Consider the following 21374-nt stretch of genomic DNA (forward strand, 5'->3'; position numbering starts at 1 on the left):
GCGCACGTTTACCAAGGAGATTCGCGATGAGCGTCCGCATGTTCCGCGCCAAGATCAAGGAAGACAAGGTCGAGACCGCGGAGAAGGCCGCGAAGGAGCTGTTCGCGGCGATCGAGGAGGCCAAGCCCGAGGGCGTGCGCTACTCCTGGTGCGAGCTCCCGGACGGGCAGACCTTCGTCCTGGTCGTGGATCTTGAGGACGACGAGAAGAACCCGCTCCTCACCATGCCCGCCTTCCAGGAGACGATGAACGGCCTGAAGAACGAGTGGCTCTCGGAGCCGCTGGCCGTCGAGATGATGACGTCCGTCGGCACCTACCGCCTCTTCTACTGAGGCGCCCACCCCGCCGCCGCGCGCCGGCGGGGTCCGCTCATCTCGCCGCGCGCCGGTGCGCGCGGACGGCGTGTGCGAGCTCACCTTTCCGTGACCGTGGTTCCGGGGACGGGCGAGAGCCATCGGCCGTGAGTTGTCCGGTCACCGCTCCCGCGCGGGGCGGTGACCGGACAACTGGACGCCCGTCGGCAGAGAAGGCCCCTCTCAGGCGCGTAGCCGAGGCTCATTGCGTCGGCCGGGTCTGTTTCGACATGCCCCGGACGGTGGTGGCGAGGAGCTTCTCTCTACGCGCGTCTTGTCGGCATCAAGCAGCTCTGTGGCAGCGCCGACATCATGGCGGCGAAGTGCTTCAGCACCACGGCCGCCATCGCCGACGTCACCGACGGCGCCCCGAAGCGGATCGTCGAGGGTCTCGCGTCGAACGTGAACAACGCCGAGGTCGTCGGCCCGAACGCGATGGAGTACGTCGACGGCAAGCTGCACGTGCGGGAGGCCGGCCACGGCATCGGCATGCCCGACTGGCTGCCCCGGGACCTGAGCCGCACCCTCAAGAGCCAGTACGGCCGGGTGCTGCAGATCACGGGGGACAAGGTCAGGGCCATCGCCAGCCCCGGCGCCGCCGGCTACCAGTGGATGCTCACCCAGGGGTTCGTCCGCCCGAGGGCGACACGGGCATTCCCGGGCGGCCTCGGCGACGGCCGTTGAGGGGCCGAAAAAACGAAAAGGGCCGGGCAGGGCGCGGTGCTGCGCGCCCTGCCCGGCCGTCTCAACGGGGCAGCGGGGCAGCGGGCCGGTGCCCGCCGCCCGCGAACGGGGGTTCAGTCCTTGGCCTCGCCCCTGGTGTATCGCTGCACGTGCTCGTGGGCGAGGTCGCCGAACCGCGTGCCGAACTCCATGGACCGCTCGACGGTACCGTCGGGGGTTATGCCGCGCGGGATCAGCCAAGCCCGCGGATGCGCAGGAGCTCGCCACCGTTCGGTTCGTTGGTCCTGTTGGTGAGGTAGACGTCGCCGTTGGGCACCACCTCGACGCCACCGGGGTGCACCAGACCATCCCGGGCCAGCACGGTGTGGTCGCCGTTCCGCTCGATGCGCACCAGCCGGCCGGTGCGGTCGGGGGAGGCGAGGCTCTTCTCGGCCATCTCCAGCACCAGCACCCGGCCCTTGCGGTCGATGGCCAGGTCGATGACATTGGTGAAGCCGGCCGAGACCAGCTGCCTTTCCTGCCCGGGCGCATACCGCCACACCCTGGCGCCGCCGATCGGGAACGGGAAGCCGGTCAGCTCGCCGACGTAGTAGGAGCCGTCCCGGCCGCGCGCAATGGCGGTCGGCGCGGGGTCGACCGTCGTGTCCCCTGCTCCCGGTATCCGCGGCGGCACATCGAACACGCTGGTCCTGCCGCTGTGGTCGACGTGCATGATGTCGTCCGCGGCGGTGTCCGCGATGGTGCTCCCGGTGGCATCTGTGACCATGCCGTAGGGGTTGGACTCGACCACGACGCCGTCCGGGTCGTGCTCCTCTTCGTAGGCCAGCAGGTCGGCGAGCAGGATGATCTCGTCGTCCTCGGTGATGCGGACGATCGTGCCGAGCGGCATCGCATCAGGACCGAAGCTGGCCCGGTCCGCGCTCGTGACCGTGTAGCTGAGCCCGATCGAGGCGCGGAAGTCATCGGGCGAGCCGCTGCCGGCCAGCGGGTTCACCTCGGTGATGCCCATCGCCTCCGGGCCCCGCGCCTGCGAGTGCACGGTCATCGCCGGCAATCCGGTCACGATGCGCTTGCCGCGCGCGTCTCGCGGTTTGTAGGTGAAGATCGCGCCGGTTCTGTTGAAGCAGTACGCGGGGGGCTCTCCGCATGTCTCCCCGGCCTCGGCGACGAACAGACGGTGCGCCTTCCAGTCCCAAGTGACCTTGCGTGGGCTGTCCAGACCAGTGGCCAGGGTTTCGATGGTGGCGCGTTTATCGGGTTTCGCGGGGGCGGGCTGGCCGCTCTGCGCGCTCGGCAGGGCGAAGGCGAGGACGCCGAGGGTTGCCGTCGGTATCGTGAGGAACCTGAGGCTACGGTGCAATGACTGCATTGTTCGTCTCCTGGACAAAGGGCTCGTTCGTACGCAGCCTGCATCTGGCCAGACTCAGGCTGAGGATGGCTGGACGAGGCTTGCGATCGGGGCGCGTTGATGCGTCTCTGAATGCTGTCCGTCATGGCGGTCAGGGCAGGAGGTGCTGCTCGGAGGTGCCCCGTAGGTGTGCGAGAACTGCGGCGTGGCCGGAGGGCCAGACGCCGTCTACGAGCTCGTCGCCGACCCGGCGGACAGAGGTGACGGAGCCGAGTCCTTCAGGGCCGGGTGGGTGTCTTTCCTTGTCCTTGACGAAGGATGCATGCATCGCACGCCCAGGCGGGGTCCCGTGGGGTGGACCCCGCCGCAGAGGCCGGGATCGGCCGCCTTCTCGTCTATGCGTTGTCCGACGGCGGTTATGCCGGGTAGTTCCCGTAGCGCCGTTCCCGCCGCCGGAGGTCCTGCATCCCGGCGTCGAACTCCGCTCGCGTGATGTCCGGGAACAGCACGGGTGAGAAGTGCCATTCGGCGTACGGGGACATCAGCGGGAAGAAGGACGAAATCCGGATCGCGCCGCCCGTGCGGATGACGTAGTCGACATTCTGCGGGACGTAGGCGTTCTCGGCCAGGATCTCCTCGGTCATCTCGGGGATCTTGCCGTTGAGCCTGTTGAAGATCTGGACGACCTCCTCGGAGAGGGACATGCCCATGATGTAGTGCAGGGTGAAGTCCGCCTCCTTGTTCGACTTGTCCCGCAGCTCCTCCAGCTCGATGAGGTACTGCTGGGGAACCAGGTGGAGCGATCCGGAGAAGTCGAAGTTGAGGTCTTCGTGGACGCGCCTCACTATGTCGTTGAACGCGACCAGGAACGTCGTCACCGCAGGCTCGGGGCGGCTGAAGTTCGCGGCCGATGAGGTCGTGATGTACAGGGTCTTGATGCCGTCTTCCCTGGCCCAGCCCATGAACTCGATCAGCTTGTCCGCCATCGCCTTGTAGCCGCCGTCGAGTGAGACGCCGTTGGCCTTGGACCAGCGGCGCATTCCGTCCGGCAGCAGCATCAAATTGGTCACCGTTATCTCCTTGGGTTGCCTGATCCATTGTTTCGGAGGTGTTCGTGCTCTCGTGACCGCGGTCAGTCCTCGACGTCGCCTTCGACGTGTCGCTGCACGAACTCGTAGGCCATGCCGCCGAACTGCATGCCGAACTCCACGGACCTTTCGGCCGTCTTCGTGAAGTTCACGCCGGCCCATACCCGGCTCATCGCGGCGTCCCGGACGAAGTCGGTCCAGGTGGCGTGGTCCAGCTCGGTGTCGGCGGCGGGGACCAGCCAGGGCTCCGTCGCCCCCTTGCCGGGGCCGCCCCACGCGCGCACCTTCTGCCTGCCGTACACGTGTCTGATCGCGCAGAACGGCCGGACGGCGTCACACTCGTGCTTGAAGTGCCAGGCGGCGATGAGGTTGTCGAGCTGCGCCACCGAACTCGTCGTGTACAGCCGCACCCAGCCGTCGAGGTCCAGGTCGTGGGCCATTGCCGCGGCCCTCGTCGCCAGGAGGACGCCCAGGTGGTTGTTGCTGAAGAACTCCCGTTGTGCCGGCTACGCGGCAAGAAGCACTACGTCCGGTCTTTGAACGTCTCCATCAACTTGATGCCTACGTGCCCGGCCGAGATCTGGTAGTACGTAGAGACGTCGATGAATTCCCCGTCAGGGAACCATTTGACACCGAAGAGGTTCATAAGCTCGCCGGGGTACGCGTACGGGGCGGAGGTCGCGAACCGCGCGATGTGCGGCTCTATGGGAGCGGGTACCGCCGCCGGATCCACCCTCTTGCCCGGCGGCCGGGCGACGGCGACCCGCACGATCGTCGAGGACTCCCAGCTGAAGGTGATATTGCACCGCATCGAGCCGCTGACGAACTTCAGCATGTCGTCGTCCGGCTCGTGCAGCCCGACCTCGCGCAGCAGGGACCGGTACGCGCTCGGTTCCGGAACTCCGTCGGGGGTGAACTGGAAGTACAGGTTCATCGTCTTGCGCTTGTAGTCGACCCCGACCATCGCCACCTCGTCCAGGCCGCAGCGGGCGAAGAGGTCGGCGTTTTCGGCCACGGCTGGGGCCACGGACGGGATCTCGGCCAGCTTTGCCACCGGCTGCAGGTCCCCCGGGAAGTGCGCGTAGAGCTTCTTGAAGCCGCCGGTGACTCCGGCGTCGACGAAGTGCTCCCTGATCGCCCATCGTCCCTGCAGGTCCGAGAGCAGAGAGCCGATGGGGTGGTCTGTCTCGGTGACGAAGCCGTGCTTCAGGGCGTGGGGGTAGGGGTCACCGAGCCCCGGAGATGCGGTGAAGCTGTAGTCGAGTTCTCCCGCGTGCCGCCCGCCGGTCTGCAGACTGAAGACCACCAGAGCGTCCTCGATCGACCCTCCGAATACGGACAGAATCGGCCAGACGTTGTCACGGGAGCAGGGTGCACCCACTATCCGAGCCGACTCTTCGATGGCCGAATAAACTCTCTCAAGCTCAGCAGTTCCGGGCATACGCTACTCCAAGCGGTAAAGGTGAGTGTGGGCCTCAACAGGGAATCCGGAATTTCGGATTCGGGGCGCCCGCAGAGCTCTGCGGCGGAGCGTGCGACGGTTGACGTCGAGAAACGTGGGGCGCAGGCAACCGACGCCGCGTCGGTGCCGAGATGAGTCTACGCAAGAAGGCGGACTCCAGCGATACAATCCTATTTATAGGTTCTTCGGTCCCGGTCGTCAAGCCCTCCGCCGCCTGTCATCGTGCGCGTGGTACCGGTCCGTTGGGTCATCCCTCCTTGGTCGCGCACAGGATGGCCGGATCCGGAATGACATCCTTCGGTATCTCGGCGGTGTCCTTTTTTATCGCCTTGGTCACCTTGAAGCCGTATTCCTCCGGCCCGTGGCCCATTTTCATCACCCTGTGAATTTGTCGCGGCCCTCGTAGGTCGACATCTTCTGCGGCCCGCCCTGGCCCATGGTGCAGCCGATGAAGAAGGCCGGGAAGAAGTCGACGTTGCAGTTGTCGGCGTCCGTGAGGTCCTCGGGGTAAACCGGCACCATGAGCGGGCCAGCCGGTGCGAGAACCGAGGTGCCCTCGTCACCAGCCGTGGAACCGGGTTTCGTTACGGGGTGGAGAGGCCGGCGGCGTGCGGCAGGCGGTCGGCGGCGTTGGTGGCCACGGCGAGCACGCCGCCCAGCCAGGGCGCGTAGTGGTCCGGATGGGCGGCCAGGTCCGCCCGCAGCTCCTCCGGCGGCACCCAGCGGACGTCGGCCACCTCGGCCGGGTCGGGGTCCAAAGGCACGTCCGCCGGCACCAGACCGACCACGACGTGGTCGTACTCGTGCTCGACCCGGCCGGTCCGCGGGTCCTCGGCCCGGTAGAGATACACGCCGGCCTCCTTCAACGCCACCTCGCGCAGCCCGATCTCCTCGACCAGCCGCTCGGCCGCCGCGGCGAGCACCCCCTGCCCGGGCGCCGGATGACCGCAGCAGGCGTTGGCCCAGCGCAGCGCGAACCGGGTCTTCACCGCGGCGCGCTGCTGCAGAAGGACGCGGCCCTGGTCGTCCAGCAGCATCACCGAATACGCCCGGTGCAACCGGCCCGGCGCCGTATGCGCCTCGGCCACCATGAGGGAGCCGAGCGCGGTGCCGCCCGCGTCGACGAGTTCCACCAGGTGTGATTCCCGAGTAACCATGGGGGTCTCCTACCTCCTGTCATGAACAGACCCGACACGTCGGCATCAGGCCGCGTGCCCGTGCCCCTCGCCGCTGCTCAGTCCACGTTCACCTGTGTATCGCGCGTCCATTCCGCGACATCTGCGACTTCCCAAATTTTGCAAAGCCTTGGCATATGAGAAATCCACTCCCCGCCTGCGGCCGCAGAAATTTCGTCGGAGGGAACTGCCCGGCCAGCACGAGGTGCCGCGCTCAAAATCGCCTCGCCATGCGAAGTCGCAGCAGGTACGGCTCAGTGCGGTCTCGCGTATACGCGAGATCGACTCGCACCTGCTGAGGGCGGACCAGGGGCGGCAATTCTATTTATAGTTTCTTCGCGGGCCGACCGTCAAGCCCCCGCCTCGGGACGTGCCGAAGCGGCCGGGTCGCATGTTCCGGCCGCCTCGGAACACGGTGCCCTGGCCGCCAAGTCGAGGGCGTGCAGGCCCTGATGGCGCCACCGGTACCCGACTCGGTTCGGCCGCCCCCGCAGTCATCCCGGGTGCATCTCGTCAAGGGTGGTCGTGACATCGTCGGGGTGGTAGTAAACTCGACCGATTTGTTTGTAGCGACGCCATTGGTGCATATGAGCGTAGCGATAGACGGTGCCCTTGGGTATCCGCCAGATGCTGGCGACGTCGTCTGCTGTCAGCCCGGCGCTCACGGCTTTGTGATTCATCTGACCTCTCCCTGTGTTCGCATCCGGCGGGCGAGTCTGGTCCACCATGTGGCCGGCCACGTGTGCGCGTCAGAAGCCGTGCAGACGATCTCGGTGGGCAGCCGGTCGCCGTGCGTGCGTATCAGGGCCACGAGATTGCCCTCGCAGTCGATGTCAGGGCAATCACCGATGTGCACTCTGCGAACGCCGTTCGGGTCGACGACATTGCTTGCCCTCCGCGAGAGTTCCCGGATTTCGTCCGCCAGGTCGCCGGCCGCCGGGTGGCGCGTGAGCCAATCCACATGCCGGCCCAGGAAGCGGGCGAGCGCTGGGACGTCTCTGGCCGGCGGTCTCAGATGACGCTCTTCGGCGACGAGGCCGGACCAGGATGCCAACACCGTACGGATGGAAGCTCGCACCTCGGCGGCGGCGGTATTCATCGTGCCGGTCGCGGCGCTCTTCCTGGCAACCTTCCGTACGACCTTCACCACCTCCGCTCCCGTGGCTCTGCTGCAGTCGGAGTACAGTCCCGGAAGATGGAGCAGATCGGCTTCCAGCCGATGCCGGCACGGTGCGCATAAGACTTCTCTGCCGCCGGTCGCCCTCGGTTTTTTCGACGTACTTCCGTTCAGTTTGCTTGCGCATGACGAGACTCGACATGACTCGTGTCCTGTCAACATTTCTCTCTCCCCGTGTCCCGGCGGAACGGTGGCGGTATCGGACGGTCAGGGCGGCTGGCGCCGCGGGCGTCTGAGAATCCGCGCTCGAATGCGGAGAGGATCGGCCGGACCTTGTCACGCGAGAAAGGTGCATCGACCAGTCGAGCAGATTTCCCGGTGGGCGAGCAAAGCCCTTTCACCCCCGCACCTTCGGCCACCGGACACTCCCCCGCACTCGACGCCGAACGTTTTTGCGATATCCTGGAGCGGACCGTAACACTCGCCGCTCAAGAGCCACTCGAAAGAAACTATGGGAAGGATTCTTGACATTTCGGGCGTGCGGCGCCGAAGAATTCACGGGACGATGAAATAGAGCGGACCATACCTGCCCGCTCCGCTCATCGTAACCGGCAAGTAAATGTCAGGGCAGGTACGGCGTCGGGAATAGGAGCCCGCGGTGACTTGCGGTAGGTCGGGGGGCACCGCGCCGACACGCTACCGGGCCTATGACGGTGTGTTGATTGGCGGTTGCTCATTGCTGTCGGCACGGGGATAGTCGAGCGGCTGGTGCCGGACGAGTTGTGGAAGTTGTTCCTGGACGTGGTGCCGCAGGCTCCGGTGCGTCCGCAGGGTGGGGCAGGCGGCGTTGCGATGACCGTGCGGTGCCGGCTGCGATCGTCTTCGTGGCGACCACCGGTGGTACCTGGCGGCAGTTGCCGCCGTCGTTCGGCGCCTCCTGGCAGACGGTGCACCGGCGCTTGACCGACTGGTCCACTGCCCGGGTGTGGGCGAAGCTGCACCGGGGGCTGCTGGAGGGGCTCGGTGCCGGCGGCGAGGTGGACTGGTCGCGGTGTGCGATCGACTCGATCAGCATCCGTGCGGTCAAGAGGCCGGCTTGGCCGCCGCCAGATCGTGCCCCGTATCGCCCGCCGCGGCAAGGAGCCCTCCGGCCGGCCCGGCCGGCACCGCCGGGGTGGCCGAGCGCACCCTGGCCTTGGCTGGGCGGCTGCCGCCGCCTGCACCGCCGCTACGAACGCAAGGCAGAACACTTCCCCGCCTTCGTCGGCATAGCCAGCGCTCTCATCTGCTATCGCCGATACACCAAATGAGACGACCTCTAACTGGCTGTTCTCTATCCGCTCGGGTGGTCGGTGATGTTCGAACAGGGGCCTGGTGCGGGTGAGTTTGCCGGTGGGGGTGCATGGAAGAAGGGCCTCTTGGTAGCTCGCGGATGTCGAGTCCAGCGAGGAGCAAGAGGCCCTGTTGTCGAAGTGTCGCGTGGTCACGGTTGTCGGGTCCAGTTGGTCCACTCCTGGGTGTGACTGTCTCGCCCACAGGTTCGGGAATGCGGCCGACCGGCCGGGTCGCCGGCCGCGGTACGGCTCGGACATGAGCGATGCCGAGTGGGCTCTGGTGCGGGATCTGCTGCCGGTTCCCGGGTGGCTGGCGGGCCGGGGCGGGCGGCCGGAGGGCTACTGTCACCGACAGATGCTCGACGCGATCCGCTACCTCGTCGACAACGGCATCAAGTGGCGGGCGATGCCGTCGGACTTCCCGCCCTGGCCTCGGGTCTACGCCTTCTTCGCCCGCTGGCGGGATGGGGGACTCGTGGCCGAGTTGCACGACCGGCTGCGTGAGGCTGCCCGCGAGGCCGAGGGACGTGAACGTGAGCCCAGTGCGGGGGTCATCGACTCGCAGTCGGTGAAGGCGGACGCCACCGTCGCTCTCACCTCTCGCGGCTTCGACGCCGGGAAGAAGGTCAACGGGCGCAAGCGGCACCTGCTCACCGACACGCTCGGGCTACTGCTGGCGGTGCTGGTCACGCCTGCGTCGACCACCGACCGGGACGCCGCCCGCGTTCTGCTGCCGGCGGCCCAGGACCGCTTCGGGCGGCTGGCACGGGTCTGGGCCGACGGCGGCTACACCGGCCACCTCGTCGACTGGAGTGCAACACAGCTCGGCATCGCACTCGACATCGTCCGCCGCAGCGACACCGCCCGCGGCTTTGAGGCCCTGCCCCGCCGCTGGGTCGTGGAACGGTCGTTCGCCTGGTGCCTGCGCAGCCGGCGTCTGGTCCGTGACTACGAGCGGCGCACCGACACCAGCGAAGCCGTCATTCTGTGGTCGATGTCCATGCTCACGAGCCGCCGCCTGGCCGCCCGGCACCAGGGTCCTGCTCCGATGCGGGCAGCGTGAATCTGCCCGCCTTCTTCTCGACCAGCCAGCCTCGTTCCACCAGCCGCTTCAGCCGTGCTCTGGCTCCCTCGACACGGGAGGCCGACGCGCTGTCCCAGCCCAGCACCACCGCCGCCCGCCGGGCACCGAGCCCGTCGTCTCCCGCATCGGCCGCAGCAGCCATCAACGCCTGATAGTCCGGCGACAACTCCTCCACTTCACTCGCCTGTCGCCGGTGAGGCACCGCCCGGCGTGGACCGACCGGCTTCCTCCGCGACCCCTCACCGACCACGTCGGCAGGCACGTCCTCCTCAGCCAGCGCCTCCAGATACTGCTCCAGGCCGATCACCCGGCACCAGTGCACCTCTTCCGCCTCCGCCAGAGCCGCCCGCACCCGTTCCAACTCGGCTTCGAGCTGCTTCACCTCCGCGGCCGCGGCCTTCCGCCGCGTTTCCAAAACCGCCCGCATCGACGGCATCCGCCACCTCCACGACATCTCACCCGGCAACGAGCCGAGACTCCCGCAGCAGCAGCTACTTCATGCCTGACCAGCAAAGACCTCACACGAGGTTCGGAAAGAGAACGACCTCTAAGAGCGTGTCCTATGCGGTGAGGCGGGCGTTGGTGAGGCACGCGGAGGACAGAGTGGGAGTGGATTGTCCCGGACGGCTTGCGGGAGATCGCCCGCCCTTTGCTGCCGACCTAGGTGCGAGGGTGGCGGCATCCAAGACACGCCTGCTCAAGCGGTGTTCGCGGCGGTCGTCTATGTGCCGGTGTCCGGCTGTGCCAATCCCCGGTAACGGATCCCACCGGAACATCAGAAGGCCCTGGAGTGGGATATGTCGCGTGGGAAGGAATTACCGGAATCACGGGCTTCGACGATCCCGGGCGGCCTGGGCCGAGTGTGGGCCGCGAGAGCAGGTACGGCTCGATGGACTCCCACTCCGTGTCGGTCAGTTGCACTCGCGTCGCGCAGGAAGATCCACCGGGTCGGACCCCGCTGCGGGAGTGAGTCCCACAGATCGGTCACGGCCCGGGATCGGCCCGGAGATCAGCCGAGACCGCGATGGGCGGCCCACAACGCCCCGGCACGGCTGGCGGCTTCGGAGACCAGGGCTGCCAGTTCGGGCTTGTCGGGGACGGGGAACGAGACGTATGCGCCCCGGCCCCCACCGACTGGTCTGCCGTAGGCCTTCACAGCGAGGTAACCGTCCGCAAGGAGCCGGACGGTGAGTGTGGTCAGTGTGAATGCTTCACCACGTCGCGTGTCCGTCCAGCGGAGCGCCTGCGGGATCACGACGTTGATCGCCAGTGCGCTCACTTCCAGATCGCTGCTCATGGACGGATGATCTCACGCAAGTCGCCCCCGGGCGGGCCGCCGATCATGGCTCAGTGCAGGCCCTGGCCGTGCGGTATCCGGCTGCTCGCGGCGGTGTCCTCCGCGCCGCCGGGGGTGAGTGTGTTCTCGCCGAAGTGTGTGCGTACCCAGGCCGGTTCGTAGACGGTGTCGAGGTAGCGTTCGCCGAGGTCCGGGGCGATCGCGACCGCGGTGAGTCCTGGTGTGCCGTGTCGGGTCAGCCAGGTCGTTGCCCCGGTCACGACGGTGCCGGTGGAGCCGCCGAAGAGGAAGCCGCGTGCGGCCAGTCGGTGGCAGGTGCGGACCGCGTCTGCCTCGTCGACGTGGAGGACGTCGTCCACGTAGGTGTCGTCGAGGAGTGGTGGGCGGACGCCGGCGCCCAGGCCCGGGATGAGTCGGGGTGCGGGGGTGCCGCCGAAGGAGACCGAGCCGGTGCTGTCGATCGCGACGATCCGTACCGGGCGGTGCCATTCTCGCAGGAAGCGGGCGCAGCCCATCAGGGTGCCGGTGGTTCCGGCGCCGACGAACAGGACGTCGAGTCGGGGGAACTGGCGGACGATCGCGGGGGCGGTTCTGCGGTAGTGCGCCTGCCAGTTGGCCGGGTTGGCGTACTGGTTGAGCCAGACGTGGCGGCCGTCGGCCGCGCACAGTGCGCGTACGTAGGCGATGCGGGCGCCGAGCAGGCCGCCGCCTGCCTGGCCGCCCGCGGTGACGACGTGTACGTCGGCGCCGAAGGCGCGCATGAGGCGGCGGGCTGCGGCGGTGCAGCGTGTGTCGGTCACGCAGACGAATCCGTAGCCCTTGCTTGCCGCGACCATGCTCAGTGCGACTCCCAGGTTCCCGGAGGAGGACTCGACCAGGACGGAGGAGGGTGTGAGCAGGCCGTCCCGCTCGGCCGCGGCGACCATTTCGGTGGCGGCCTTGAGCTTGATGGACCCGGCGAAGTTGACGCCCTCGACCTTCAGGTGGAGGGGCAGGCCGAGGACCGGGTGCAGGTCGACGTAGAGCTGTTCCTCGTTGAAGGCGTGGGGTGTGGTGACGACCGGCACGTTTCGCCCCTTCACCCGTGCCGGCGCAGGTCGTGGAAGAAGCCGTCGATGACGTGCGTCTGCCCGGCCGCGGCCGCCTGGTCGTAGACGAATTTGCCCACCGCGAGGTCGAGGACGCCGAGTCCGAAGGGTGAGAAGACCAGTGGCCGGTCCGGCGGCGGGCGCAGGCGATCGTGCAGTACGTCGGCGAGTGTGCCGTCGAGGAAGTCCCGGCTGCCGGTGAGCTGTTCGGCGAGGTGGGGGGAGGTGTCGGCGGTCAGGCAGTGCGCGATGTCGTCGACGATGTTGGCGGCGGTCAGCAGCACCTCGGGGGCCAGGTCGCGCAGGGAGAGGTGCAGGACGAGCGGGTGGTGTGCGAACCATGCCGGGTCGGTGACGTGGGGGCGGGCGGCCACGGTCGCGAACACCACCAGGTCGCTGGCGCGGACGAGTTTCTCGGTGCTGTCGTGCACGGTGACACGGGCCGTGTCGCCGGCCGTGTGGAGGTGGCGGTGGAAGCCGGCGGTGCTCTGGGGGGACAGGTCGTACAGGCCGATGGTGTCGAACGGGCCGCCGGTTGCGGTCAGGAAGCGGTGGACGTAGCGGGCGATGAGGCCGGTGCCGACGTACCCGACGCGGGTGGGGCGTGGCCGGCCGCGGCCGAGCCGGGTGGCCGCCGAGGCCGCCAGTGCGGCGGTGCGGGTGGCGCTGATGATCGAGCTCTCCAGGCAGGCGAACGGGTAGCCGGTGGCCCGGTCGTTGAGGATGAGGACGGCGGAGGCGCGGGGAAGGCCGGCGGTCACGTTGCCCGGGACGCTGGAGATCCATTTCAGTCCGTCGACCCGGAAGCGGCCGCCCAGGGAGGCGGGCAGCGCGATGATGCGGTCGGCGGGGCGGTCGGGGAAGCGCAGGAAGTGTGACGGCGGGTTGACCGAGTCGCCGGCGGCGTGCAGCAGGTAGGCGTCCTCGGCGAGTTCGACGAGTTGCTTCTCGCGGCCGTGCAGGGCGCGTTCGACCTGGGCGCCGGTGATCACGGCGAACTCGGGCGCGGCGGCGGCCGGGCCGGCCGGCTGTGGCGGCTGGGTGGTGGTCATCGTGCGGTCCCCTCGGCGGGCGCGGTGGCCAGGTGCAGCGGGTGGGTGTGTACGGGCTCGGGGCGCACCGGGTCCGCGAGGCCGACGAGCACCTCGCGCGGGCCCTCGTAGGGGCGGCGGTCGTGCGCGCAGCGGACGTTGTCGACGAGCAGCAGGTCCCCGGCGTGCAGCGGGGCCCGGGCGGTGGCGTCTTCGTAGACTTCGTTGATCAGGTCGACGACGTCCGCGCCGAGGGGTTCGCCGTTGCCGTAGGCGGTGCGGAACGGCAACTGGCCGGGGCCGGCCGCCTCCAGCAGATACGCGCGTACCTCCGGGTCCATGGTCCACTCGCTGAGGAACGCCACCTGGTTGAACCAGCAGCGCCGTCCGGTGACCGGGTGACGTACCACGGCGCTGCGCCGCTGCCGGGTGCGCAGGATCCCGCCGGGCAGCCAGGTCGCCTCGATGGCGTGGTCGCGGCAGTAGCGCTCGACCGCGTCGGGGTCGGCGGTGCCGAACGCCTCCTCGACGGAGGCGCCGATGTCCTGCCCGTAGGTGCGGGTGAGCAGCCAGCCCTCGCGCTCGAAGCGGGCGACCAGCCGGGCGGGCAGTGCGTCGAGCACGGCGGCGGCGTCGGCCACGCCGATCTCACCCCCGCCGGAGGGCGCGGCGGGTGTGGGCGTGGGTGTGGCTGTGCAGGCGAAGAGCATGAGGCCGGGCGGGGTGAGGGCGTAGCTCAGCTCGTGGTGCATGCACATGGGCTGGGCGGCGGGCCACGGGACGGAGGAGTACACGCCGCCGCCGTGGTAGCGCCGCGGCGCGAACGGCTCCGTCTCGGTCATCAGCCCGTCGGCGAGCCGGGCGAACACGGCGCGCGTTCCCGCCGCGTCGTGCAGGCCGAGGCCGCGGACGAGGAGCGCGCCGTGTTCGGTCACGGCGGCACGGACACCGTCGCGGTGCCGCGCGGCCCACGCGGCCGGATCGGTGCCGGGGGCGACGTGCAGGACGGGCGGGGCGCCGGGTCTGCGGTCGACGGCGAGAGGGGATGCCGGGGGCGGTGTCGGCATGAGCCGGGTCCTTTCGCTGAGCAGCCGGGCCAGGTCGGCGAGCACGGGGTGCCGGGCGAAGTCCTGCAGGGACAGCCGCCGGTCGAGCGCGACGGCGAGCTTCACCGCGAGCAGGGAGGTGCCGCCGAGCGCGAAGAAGTCGTCCCCGCGGCCGATGCGGTCCGCGTCGACGCCGAGGACCTGCGCCCACGCGGCGACGAGCTCACGCTCGGCGGGGCTCAGGAGGGCGCCGGGCGCGCGGGGGGTGTTGGGGGCGTCGCTGCCGGGCCGGTGGGCCACCGCGTCGGGGGTGTCGCCGCCGGGCGGGATGCCGTCGCGCCGGTGGTCGGCGGAGGGCACGGCGTCGCTGCGCGCGGCGGGAGTGGTGCCGTCCCCGCGCCGGGGGTGCGCGTAGGGGGCGGCATCGCTGCGCTCGCCGTGCGCGTCGTCCGTGTGTGTGCTGGGGGTGGGCCTGCTGTGCGGGACGCCCGCGGGAAGGACGGCGTCGCTACGTGCGGCGGGGATGGTGCGTGTGCCGTCCGCGTCGTCCCCGCGCCGGGGGCGCCCGTGGGGGACGGCATCGCTGCGCTCGCCGGGCGGGTTCCCGTGTGTGCTGATGCCTGCGGCGGGGGCGGCTTCGTGCGCAGCGGCCGCGGCGGAGCCGGGCGCGGGTTCCGTGGCCAGCTTCGTCAGCGCCTTCTTGTCCGTCTTGCCGTTGGCCGTGAGCGGCAGGGCCTCGCGGTGGTGGAACGCTGCCGGGATCATGTACGCGGGCAGCGACGCGGACAGCGCGTCTCGCAGCTCGCCGCGGGCGAACGCGCGGGGGGCGGTGTAGAAGGCGACGAGCCGCTTGCCGTGTCCCGGCCGGTCGGCCACGACCACGGCGCAGTCGCGGATCCCCGGCACCCGGGACAGCGCGTTCTCCACCTCGCCGAGTTCGATCCGGAAGCCGGCGACCTTGACCTGCCCGTCGTGGCGGCCCAGGAACTCCAGCCGGCCGTCGGGGTGCCAGCGGCCGACGTCGCCGCCGCGGTACAGGCGGTGGCCGGGCCGGTGCGGGTCGGCGAGGTAGGACGCCCGGGTGCGCTCCGCGTCGTTGACGTAGCCGCGGCCGACGCACACGCCGGAGAAGACGATCTGCCCGGGCGCGCCCAGCGGCACGGGCGCGAGGTGGTCGTCGACGACGTACACGTGGACGTTGCGGACCGGTCGGCCGAGCAGCACGCGCTCGGGCGCCCGCTCCATGACGTCGTGGTTCGTGTCGTCCGACGTCTCGGTGAGCCCGTAGGCGTTGACGAGCCGGACGCCGGGCAGCGCCGCGAACCAGCGCCTGGCCAGGTCGGGTTTGAGCGGCTCCCCGGTGACCGACACGTGGCCGAGGTCCGGCAGGGCGCGCGGGTGCCGTTCGAGGTGGGCCAGGACGGCGTCCAGGTACGAGGGCACGACCTGCAGCACCGCTACCCGCTCGGCGGCGAGCACGTCCAGGAACCGGGGCACGTCCAGGATCACGTCCTGTTCGACCAGCAGCGTCCTGCCGCCCGCCAGCAGCCCGGCGAGCAACTGCCACAGCGAGATGTCGAAGCACTGCGGCGCGGTCTGCGCGACGACCTGCCCCTGCGCTATCCGCAGGTCCTCGATCTTGGCGTAGAGGTGGTTGAGCATGCCGGCGTGCTCGCACATGGCGCCCTTCGGGGTGCCGGTGGAGCCGGAGGTGAAGTAGACGTAGGCGAGCTGGCCGGCCGCGACGGCCACGCCGGGGTCGTCGCCGGGGTGGCCTTCGCCGTAGGCGACGTCCACGCCGACCACCTCGGGGCCCGCGGCGCGCAGCGGGGGCTGCGCGAGGGCCCGGTCGAGGACGGCCCTACCGGCGGGCTCGGTGAGCACGAGCCGGCAGTCGGCGCGGGCGAGCATGGCGGCGACGCGTTCGGCCGGGAAGTGCGGCTCGACGGAGAGGTAGACGCCGCCGGCCTTGAAGACGGCGAGGACCGCGGCGGCCCAGTCGAGGGTGCGCTCGGCGACGACGGCGACGACGCCCTCGGGGCCCAGACCGCGCGCGAGCAGGGCCCGGGCGAGCCGGTTGGCGTGGGCGTTGAGCTGCGCGTACGTCCACCTGCGCGGGCCGTGCACGACGGCGACGGCGTCGGGATGGGCGCGTACCCGCTCCTCGAACAGCTCGTGCGCGCGGCGGTCGGGCAGCGGGCGCCGGGGGCCGGCGAGGTCGTCGAGCTGGTGGCGGACCTCGGCGGCGGAGAGCAGGCTCTGCGCGGCGTGTTCCGCGTCGGGGCCGGCGGCGAGGCGGGCGAGCGCGGCGAGGTGGTAGCCGGCGATCCGGGCGGCGTGTTCGGCGTCGATGACGTCGGTGCGGTAGCGCAGGCGCAGAGACCTGCGGCCGGGCGCGGGCTGGGGGAACTCCACGCGCAGCACGGTGGTCACGGCAAGCCCGGCGGGCTCGGCGGCGGCGGGCTGGGGGGCGGGGTCGAACTCGGTCTCGTACGGGGGGAATCCGTCGGCCGGGTCGGGGTGGGTTTCGTCTCCGGGGAGGCGGGCGGCGGGGCCGGGCCGGGCCCCGTACGGCAGGGCTCCGGCGGGCGGGGCGCCTGGGGGCGGGGTGGGGGTGCCGGGGGTGAGCAGGGCGGCCTCGGCGCTGCGGGTGTGCTCCAGCAGGGCGCGCCACGTGGGGGGTGAGGTCGTCAGCGGGCAGGGCAGCGCCGGGCCGCCGGGGGCGGCGGCGTAGCCGGTGACGACGTCGGGTTCGCCGGTGAGGGCGGCCAGCACCTTGGCGTGCGCGGCCAGCAGCAGCGAGCCGAGCGTGACACCCGCCTCGTCCGCCAACGCGGCCAGCCGGCCGACGAGTTCGCCGGGGACCGGCACCTCGTATGCGGCAACACCCCCCGCGGGCCCTGCGGCTGCGTCGAAGGCCCCGTGTCCGCCGGCGGGTTCACGGGTCCAGCGCGGGATCCTGGTGACCGCGCCGCCCGCGGGCGGCGCCCCGGGCGGCTCGTTCCCGGCTGCCGGCGGCACCGTCGCCGTGGGCGGTTCGTGCTCGGGTACCGGCGACACGGCCGTCCGCTCCGGCTCCGCCGCGGGGCCCTGCGGGTCCCCGGCCGGCCCGGGCGGCCCGGGGTCCGGCGCCGACTGCCGCTGCGCCCCGGGCCGTTCCGGCTCCGGCTCCGGTGCCGGTGCCGGCAGCGGCGCCGGTCCGGGCACCTGCCCCTCCGGCGCCGGCTCGTCCGGCTGTGCTGTGATCCGCTCCGGCTGCGTCGTCATCCGCGTCTCCACCGGGGTTTCTGTCCGCCCTACCGCCGCCGGCAGCGGGCGCAGGTCGCCCGCCGGGTTGCCTCCCCACCGGGCGTGCGGCGGGACGTCCTCGCCCTTCATCAAGAAGGTGTCGGCGGCCAGCGTCGCGTCGTCGCCGAGCGTCGCGCCGTAGTGGACCAGGGCGCCGACGCCGAGCGTGCAGCGGGCGCCGATGCCGATGCGGTCGGACTTGAAGCTGCCGTCCTCCTGCGAGTGCGGCTGGATGACGCTGCCGGCGTTGAGCACCGCGTCGTCGCCGATCGCGACCATCGTCTTGTCCATGACCAGGCAGCCGTCGTCGAAGATCCGCCGCCCGGCCTTCGCTCCCAGCAGCCGCCAGGCCAGGCCCTTGAACGGGGTGCCGTCCAGGACGCCGGGCGGCTGGGTGCTGAGCTTCCAGTAGCGCTCGTGCCACCAGAAGTACGGGTCGTAGATCGAGCAGTACCGCGGGCGCAGCGGCCTGAAGGACGTGGCGGCGCGCTCGACCAGGGCCAGGAACCCGATGCTGAACGCGAGCGACGCCACGGCGGCCAGCTCGATCGCGAGCGCGCCGGCCGCCGGGTAGCAGGCGATGGCGGCCGAGGCGATGAGCGTGATGCCGTACAGGTGGGCCCACTGCGCCAGCAGGTACAGGCCGATGGTGGCGGCGTTGTGCGCGTTTTTCGCGGCGAGCCGGCGGCGCAGCGTCGCGCCGTGGCGCAGGTGGTCGAACCGTGCGTCGCGCTGCACCGAGCGCGGGATCGGAAAGCTGGGGGAGCCCAGCAGGCCCGTGCCCTGGCGGTGCCCGCCCGCGACGGGCACCTGGACCTTCGTCGCCAGCAGGCAGTCGTCGCCGGTGCGGGCCTGGGCGGGGTAGGCGACGTAGTTGCCGACGAAGGTGTGGGCGCCGATGGCCGCGCGGGAGAGCCGGAAGGAGGTGCTGGAGTAGTCGGTGTTGATGACGGACAGGCCGTCGGCGACCATCGTGCCGGTGCCCACGGAGGTGAGGTAGGGGTTGTCGTGCCTGACCTCGAGGCCGAAGTTGGAGCCGGTCTGCTCGACGTCGGACAGGTCGTAGCCGAGAGCGCGCAGATAGGGGACGACGTAGGAGCTGTCGCCGAAGAGGTGGGTGAAGAACTCGACGTTCGTCAGCCGGGTTATCGCGCGGTGCAGGGTGTAGTGGATGCCGTAGAGGCGGTACGGGCGGTTAGGCTCCAGCGCCTTGTTGAGCAGCCGGGGGACGGTCAGCACGACGGCCAGCCCGGTGAGCGCGCCGCCGGCGAACAGGACGGCGGACAGCACGGCGGCATCCGCGTAGAACGACGGGCCCGCCAGCGCGCCGGGGTCGCCGAGCAGGGCGGGTACGTGCCCGAAGACCTCGGTGAACAGCAGGCGTATGCCGGCGATGGCCAGCGGCACGTACAGCAGCAGCGCGGCCAACTGCTGCCCGGCGGGGTAGAGCAGCCGGCGCACGGGGCCGCAGCGCGCCGGGGGGACGGCCCGCCAGTCGACGGTGCCGGGCTCGGTCGCGGGGGAGCCGGCGCGGCCCTCGTGGGCGGGCACCGCCTGCCCGGCGTGCAGCGCGGAGGAGTGGCCGAGCTGCGCGCCGTCGCCGAGCGAGGTGCCCACGTCCAGGACCGTGGCCTCGCCGACGAACGCGCCGGCGCCGATGGTCACCGGGCCCGTCTCGAGGTGGCCGGCGTGCGCGCGGTAGCAGGCGAAGGAGGAGTCCTTGCGGATCACGGCGTCGTCGCCGATGGTCAGCAGGTCGGTGCAGACGGGGACGTTGCGGGAGAAGACCGCGACCCGGCGGCCGATGTCGGCGCCCAGCGCCCGCAGGTAGAGCGGGTAGAGCGGCGATCCGGTGAACAGCACCAGGGGGTTCGCGCGCACCAGCATGCGCACGAACCAAAAGCGCACGTAGCGCGGGCCCCACAGCGGGATCCGGCCGGCCTGCCAGCGGCCGACGAGCAGCCACTTGGCCAGCACGGGCAGCGCGGCCAGCGCGGCGAAGCTCACCGCGCCGAACACGACGAGCCGCCGGTAGGTGGCCGCCCAGCCCTCGGCGGCGTACGCCCACGCCAGCCCCTCGATGCCGACGAGCGCGACGGCGTACCAGTACGCGAGGAACACCAGCACCTGCAGCACACCGCACAGCACGAACCAGCGGGCGCCGGGCGGCGGCGTCTCCTCCCCCGGCCCGTGCACCCGCGCCTGTGCCTGCGGTGCCGGCTGCTGTGCCGGTGGGGCGGCGGGCGCGGGCTCCGGCCGGGTCCCGGCCAGTGCGGCGGCGAGGCTGCGCGGCGTCGGATGCAGGTAGACCTGCTTGATCGACACCGCCGGCAGGTCGGCGCGCTTGCGTACCCGCGCGCAGAACAGCGCCATCGTCATCGAGTCGGCGCCGACGTCGTCGAAGAAGTGCCCGTCCAGGGGCACCCGTTGCCGGCCCAGCACCTCGCCCAGCACCGCGGCCAGCTCCCCGGCCAGCCCTCCGACCGGCGGCGTGGCCGGTCCCCTGGCGGGCGCCGTGGCGGGCGTCTTGGCGAGCGCCACCACCGGGACGGCCTGCGGGTGCGGGTCCGCGTTTCCTGTGAGAGTCACACCACGAGCGTCCGCGCGGCCGATGAGGTCGCCATGAGGACGGCATGAGCGAAGTCTCATCCCCACATGAGCGACACTTCATCCACCGATAAGCGACATGTCGTCGGCGGTCAGCGGGCCGCAGACCGGCGCGGTCTCAGATAGGCGGCCACCGCGGAGACGAGCAGGATCACACACCCGGCGAACACCAACCCGGCGTCGCGTACCCCCAGTTCCAGCGTCAGGGCACCGACGCCGACCACGGGCAGCGAGATCCCCACGTAGGCGAAGACGAAGAACGCCGAGAGCGTCGCGCTCCGCCGCTCTTCCGGCGCCGCCGCGCCGATCACCGTCAGAGCCGCGCGGAAGGACATGCCCTGGCCCACGCCGCCGGTGACGGCGCCGACGACGAGAATCGCCAGCGACTCCGCCAGCAGCGAGACGCCGATGAGCACCAGGCCCAGGACCAGCACCACGCAGCCCCAGGGCAGGGCCAGGGCCGGGCCGAGGCGGCCCATGAGCAACTGGCCCGCGGTCGAGGCGCAGAAGACGGAGAAGACGACGGCGCCGACCACCGCGAGATTGCGGACGCCCAGCACCGTTGCCATGAAGTCTGGCGCGACCGCGGTGAACACCCCCAGCACGGAGAAACCGGCGAAGCCCGCCAGCGCACCGGGCGCGAACACCCCGCGCACGGCCGGGGGGATCGTCATGCCCTGAGGGCGCAGCGCGGGCCGGGGACGGGTGCGGTGCACGGTTTCCGGGAGCGTCCAGACGACCGCGGCGGCGAGTGCCATGAGGGCCAGGTGCACCAGGAACGGCAGTTTCAGCGGCCAGGGCGCGTACTGGGCCAGGATGCCGGCCAGGAGAGGGCCCAGGCCCAGGCCGCCCATGTTGGCGGCGGTCGCCGCGAAGGCGGCCCGGGAGCGGCGCCCCGGCGGCGCCAGGTCCAGGACGGCCGCGGTGGCCGTGCCGCTGAACAGGCCCGCGGAGAAGCCGGAAAGGACCCGGCCTGCGAACAGTTGAGGCAGCCCGTGCTCGAACACGAAGCACAGGGCGCTGCCCGCGGCCAGCGCCGCGGCGCACAGCAGGACCGGCCGCCGCCCCAGGATGTCGGAGAAGTCACCGGCCACCAGCAAGGCGGCGATGACACCCAGCGCGTAGACGGCGAAGACCACCGTGACGATCAGCTCGGAGAAACCGATCTGCTGCCGGTAGAGCCCGTACAGCGGGGTCGGCAGCGTCGTGCCGAGCATGCCCGCCGCGAAGACACCCGCCGCCGCCGGATATCCCGGCCGCCAGGCCCGCGCACGGCGGTGGAGTTCGCGGTCGGCCACGCGTCACCCGACGCCCGTGGCCCTGTGGTCGGCCATCGCATTCCTTCCGGGGAAGGGCCCATTCCCGCACCAGA

The 21374-nt window shown here is 70.8% G+C and carries 18 protein-coding genes and 2 pseudogenes; 5 read left to right on the forward strand and 15 right to left on the reverse strand.

All coding sequences use genetic code 11. The features are described 5' to 3' along the window. Nucleotides 1–26: 26 nt before the first annotated feature. Entirely contained in the window at nucleotides 27–332 is a 306-nt protein-coding gene (locus tag O7599_RS00055; RefSeq protein ID WP_281619964.1) for a hypothetical protein, read from the forward strand. Nucleotides 333–665: 333 nt separating this feature from the next. Next, entirely contained in the window at nucleotides 666–1037 is a 372-nt protein-coding gene (locus tag O7599_RS00060) for a hypothetical protein (protein WP_281619965.1), read from the forward strand. 232 nt (nucleotides 1038–1269) lie between these two features. Here O7599_RS00060 and O7599_RS00065 read toward each other — a convergent pair whose 3' ends face one another. The 9 genes from O7599_RS00065 to O7599_RS00105 all read right to left on the reverse strand — a co-directional run bounded on the left by O7599_RS00065 (nucleotide 1270) and on the right by O7599_RS00105 (nucleotide 7260). Continuing rightward, nucleotides 1270–2406, reverse strand: coding sequence for a ScyD/ScyE family protein (locus O7599_RS00065; protein ID WP_281619966.1), 1137 nt, complete (start codon nucleotides 2404–2406; stop codon nucleotides 1270–1272). Between the two features lie 395 nt (nucleotides 2407–2801). Next, nucleotides 2802–3455 carry an undecaprenyl diphosphate synthase family protein gene (locus O7599_RS00070; protein ID WP_281619967.1) on the reverse strand — a complete coding sequence of 218 codons (654 nt, stop codon included), beginning with the start codon at nucleotides 3453–3455 and terminating at the stop codon, nucleotides 2802–2804. Nucleotides 3456–3517: 62 nt separating this feature from the next. Then, nucleotides 3518–3913, reverse strand: a complete 396-nt coding sequence (locus O7599_RS00075) for a hypothetical protein (RefSeq protein ID WP_281619968.1) — start codon at nucleotides 3911–3913, stop codon at nucleotides 3518–3520. Between the two features lie 83 nt (nucleotides 3914–3996). Beyond that, nucleotides 3997–4914 carry an aromatic prenyltransferase gene (locus tag O7599_RS00080; RefSeq protein ID WP_281619969.1) on the reverse strand — a complete coding sequence of 306 codons (918 nt, stop codon included), beginning with the start codon at nucleotides 4912–4914 and terminating at the stop codon, nucleotides 3997–3999. Between the two features lie 268 nt (nucleotides 4915–5182). Then, a complete protein-coding gene (locus tag O7599_RS00085) occupies nucleotides 5183–5314 on the reverse strand; it encodes a hypothetical protein (RefSeq protein WP_281619970.1) in 132 nt (43 codons plus the stop codon). Then, a complete protein-coding gene (locus tag O7599_RS00090; RefSeq protein WP_281619971.1) occupies nucleotides 5311–5457 on the reverse strand; it encodes a hypothetical protein in 147 nt (48 codons plus the stop codon). Before O7599_RS00090 ends, O7599_RS00085 begins: the two co-directional genes overlap by 4 nt. Nucleotides 5458–5519: 62 nt before the next feature. Beyond that, the gene (gene idi, locus O7599_RS00095) at nucleotides 5520–6092 is read right to left on the reverse strand and encodes an isopentenyl-diphosphate Delta-isomerase (protein WP_281619972.1); all 573 of its coding nucleotides are present in this window, start codon (nucleotides 6090–6092) and stop codon (nucleotides 5520–5522) included. Between the two features lie 512 nt (nucleotides 6093–6604). Continuing rightward, nucleotides 6605–6790 (reverse strand): helix-turn-helix domain-containing protein, encoded by a 186-nt coding sequence (locus O7599_RS00100; protein WP_281619973.1) that lies wholly within the window; start codon nucleotides 6788–6790, stop codon nucleotides 6605–6607. After that, nucleotides 6787–7260 (reverse strand): hypothetical protein, encoded by a 474-nt coding sequence (locus O7599_RS00105; RefSeq protein ID WP_281619974.1) that lies wholly within the window; start codon nucleotides 7258–7260, stop codon nucleotides 6787–6789. Before O7599_RS00105 ends, O7599_RS00100 begins: the two co-directional genes overlap by 4 nt. A gap of 720 nt (nucleotides 7261–7980) precedes the next feature. Between O7599_RS00105 and O7599_RS00110 the strand changes: the two are divergent. Both O7599_RS00110 and O7599_RS00115 read left to right on the forward strand, forming a co-directional pair. Further along, nucleotides 7981–8537: pseudogene (locus tag O7599_RS00110) on the forward strand (transposase). Between the two features lie 280 nt (nucleotides 8538–8817). Next, a complete protein-coding gene (locus O7599_RS00115; protein ID WP_281617731.1) occupies nucleotides 8818–9624 on the forward strand; it encodes an IS5 family transposase in 807 nt (268 codons plus the stop codon). Here O7599_RS00115 and O7599_RS00120 read toward each other — a convergent pair. Next, nucleotides 9566–10072: a hypothetical protein gene (locus O7599_RS00120; RefSeq protein ID WP_281623316.1), complete on the reverse strand. Its 507-nt coding sequence runs from the start codon at nucleotides 10070–10072 to the stop codon at nucleotides 9566–9568. The genes O7599_RS00115 and O7599_RS00120 overlap by 59 nt on opposite strands. A gap of 186 nt (nucleotides 10073–10258) precedes the next feature. On the opposite strand from O7599_RS00120, the pseudogene O7599_RS00125 reads away from it, so the two are divergent. Beyond that, nucleotides 10259–10391, forward strand: a pseudogene (locus O7599_RS00125) (IS5/IS1182 family transposase); the annotation flags it as partial. Nucleotides 10392–10654: 263 nt separating this feature from the next. Here O7599_RS00125 and O7599_RS00130 read toward each other — a convergent pair. From O7599_RS00130 to O7599_RS00150, 5 genes are all read right to left on the reverse strand, one after another. After that, nucleotides 10655–10942: a hypothetical protein gene (locus tag O7599_RS00130; RefSeq protein WP_281619975.1), complete on the reverse strand. Its 288-nt coding sequence runs from the start codon at nucleotides 10940–10942 to the stop codon at nucleotides 10655–10657. Nucleotides 10943–10992: 50 nt separating this feature from the next. Continuing rightward, entirely contained in the window at nucleotides 10993–12009 is a 1017-nt protein-coding gene (gene sbnA / locus O7599_RS00135; RefSeq protein ID WP_281619976.1) for a 2,3-diaminopropionate biosynthesis protein SbnA, read from the reverse strand. Nucleotides 12010–12020: 11 nt separating this feature from the next. Beyond that, complete coding sequence (gene sbnB, locus O7599_RS00140; RefSeq protein WP_281619977.1) at nucleotides 12021–13082, reverse strand: 2,3-diaminopropionate biosynthesis protein SbnB; 1062 nt, start codon at nucleotides 13080–13082, stop codon at nucleotides 12021–12023. Next, nucleotides 13079–19984, reverse strand: a complete 6906-nt coding sequence (locus tag O7599_RS00145; RefSeq protein WP_281619978.1) for a Pls/PosA family non-ribosomal peptide synthetase — start codon at nucleotides 19982–19984, stop codon at nucleotides 13079–13081. Before O7599_RS00145 ends, sbnB begins: the two co-directional genes overlap by 4 nt. 110 nt (nucleotides 19985–20094) lie before the next feature. Next, on the reverse strand, nucleotides 20095–21219 hold the full coding sequence (locus tag O7599_RS00150) for an MFS transporter (protein WP_281623663.1): 1125 nt from the start codon (nucleotides 21217–21219) through the stop codon (nucleotides 20095–20097). Between the last annotated feature and the right edge of the window lie 155 nt (nucleotides 21220–21374).

This window comes from Streptomyces sp. WMMC500 (assembly GCF_027497195.1).
In the GTDB taxonomy this organism is placed as follows: Bacteria; Actinomycetota; Actinomycetes; order Streptomycetales; family Streptomycetaceae; genus Streptomyces.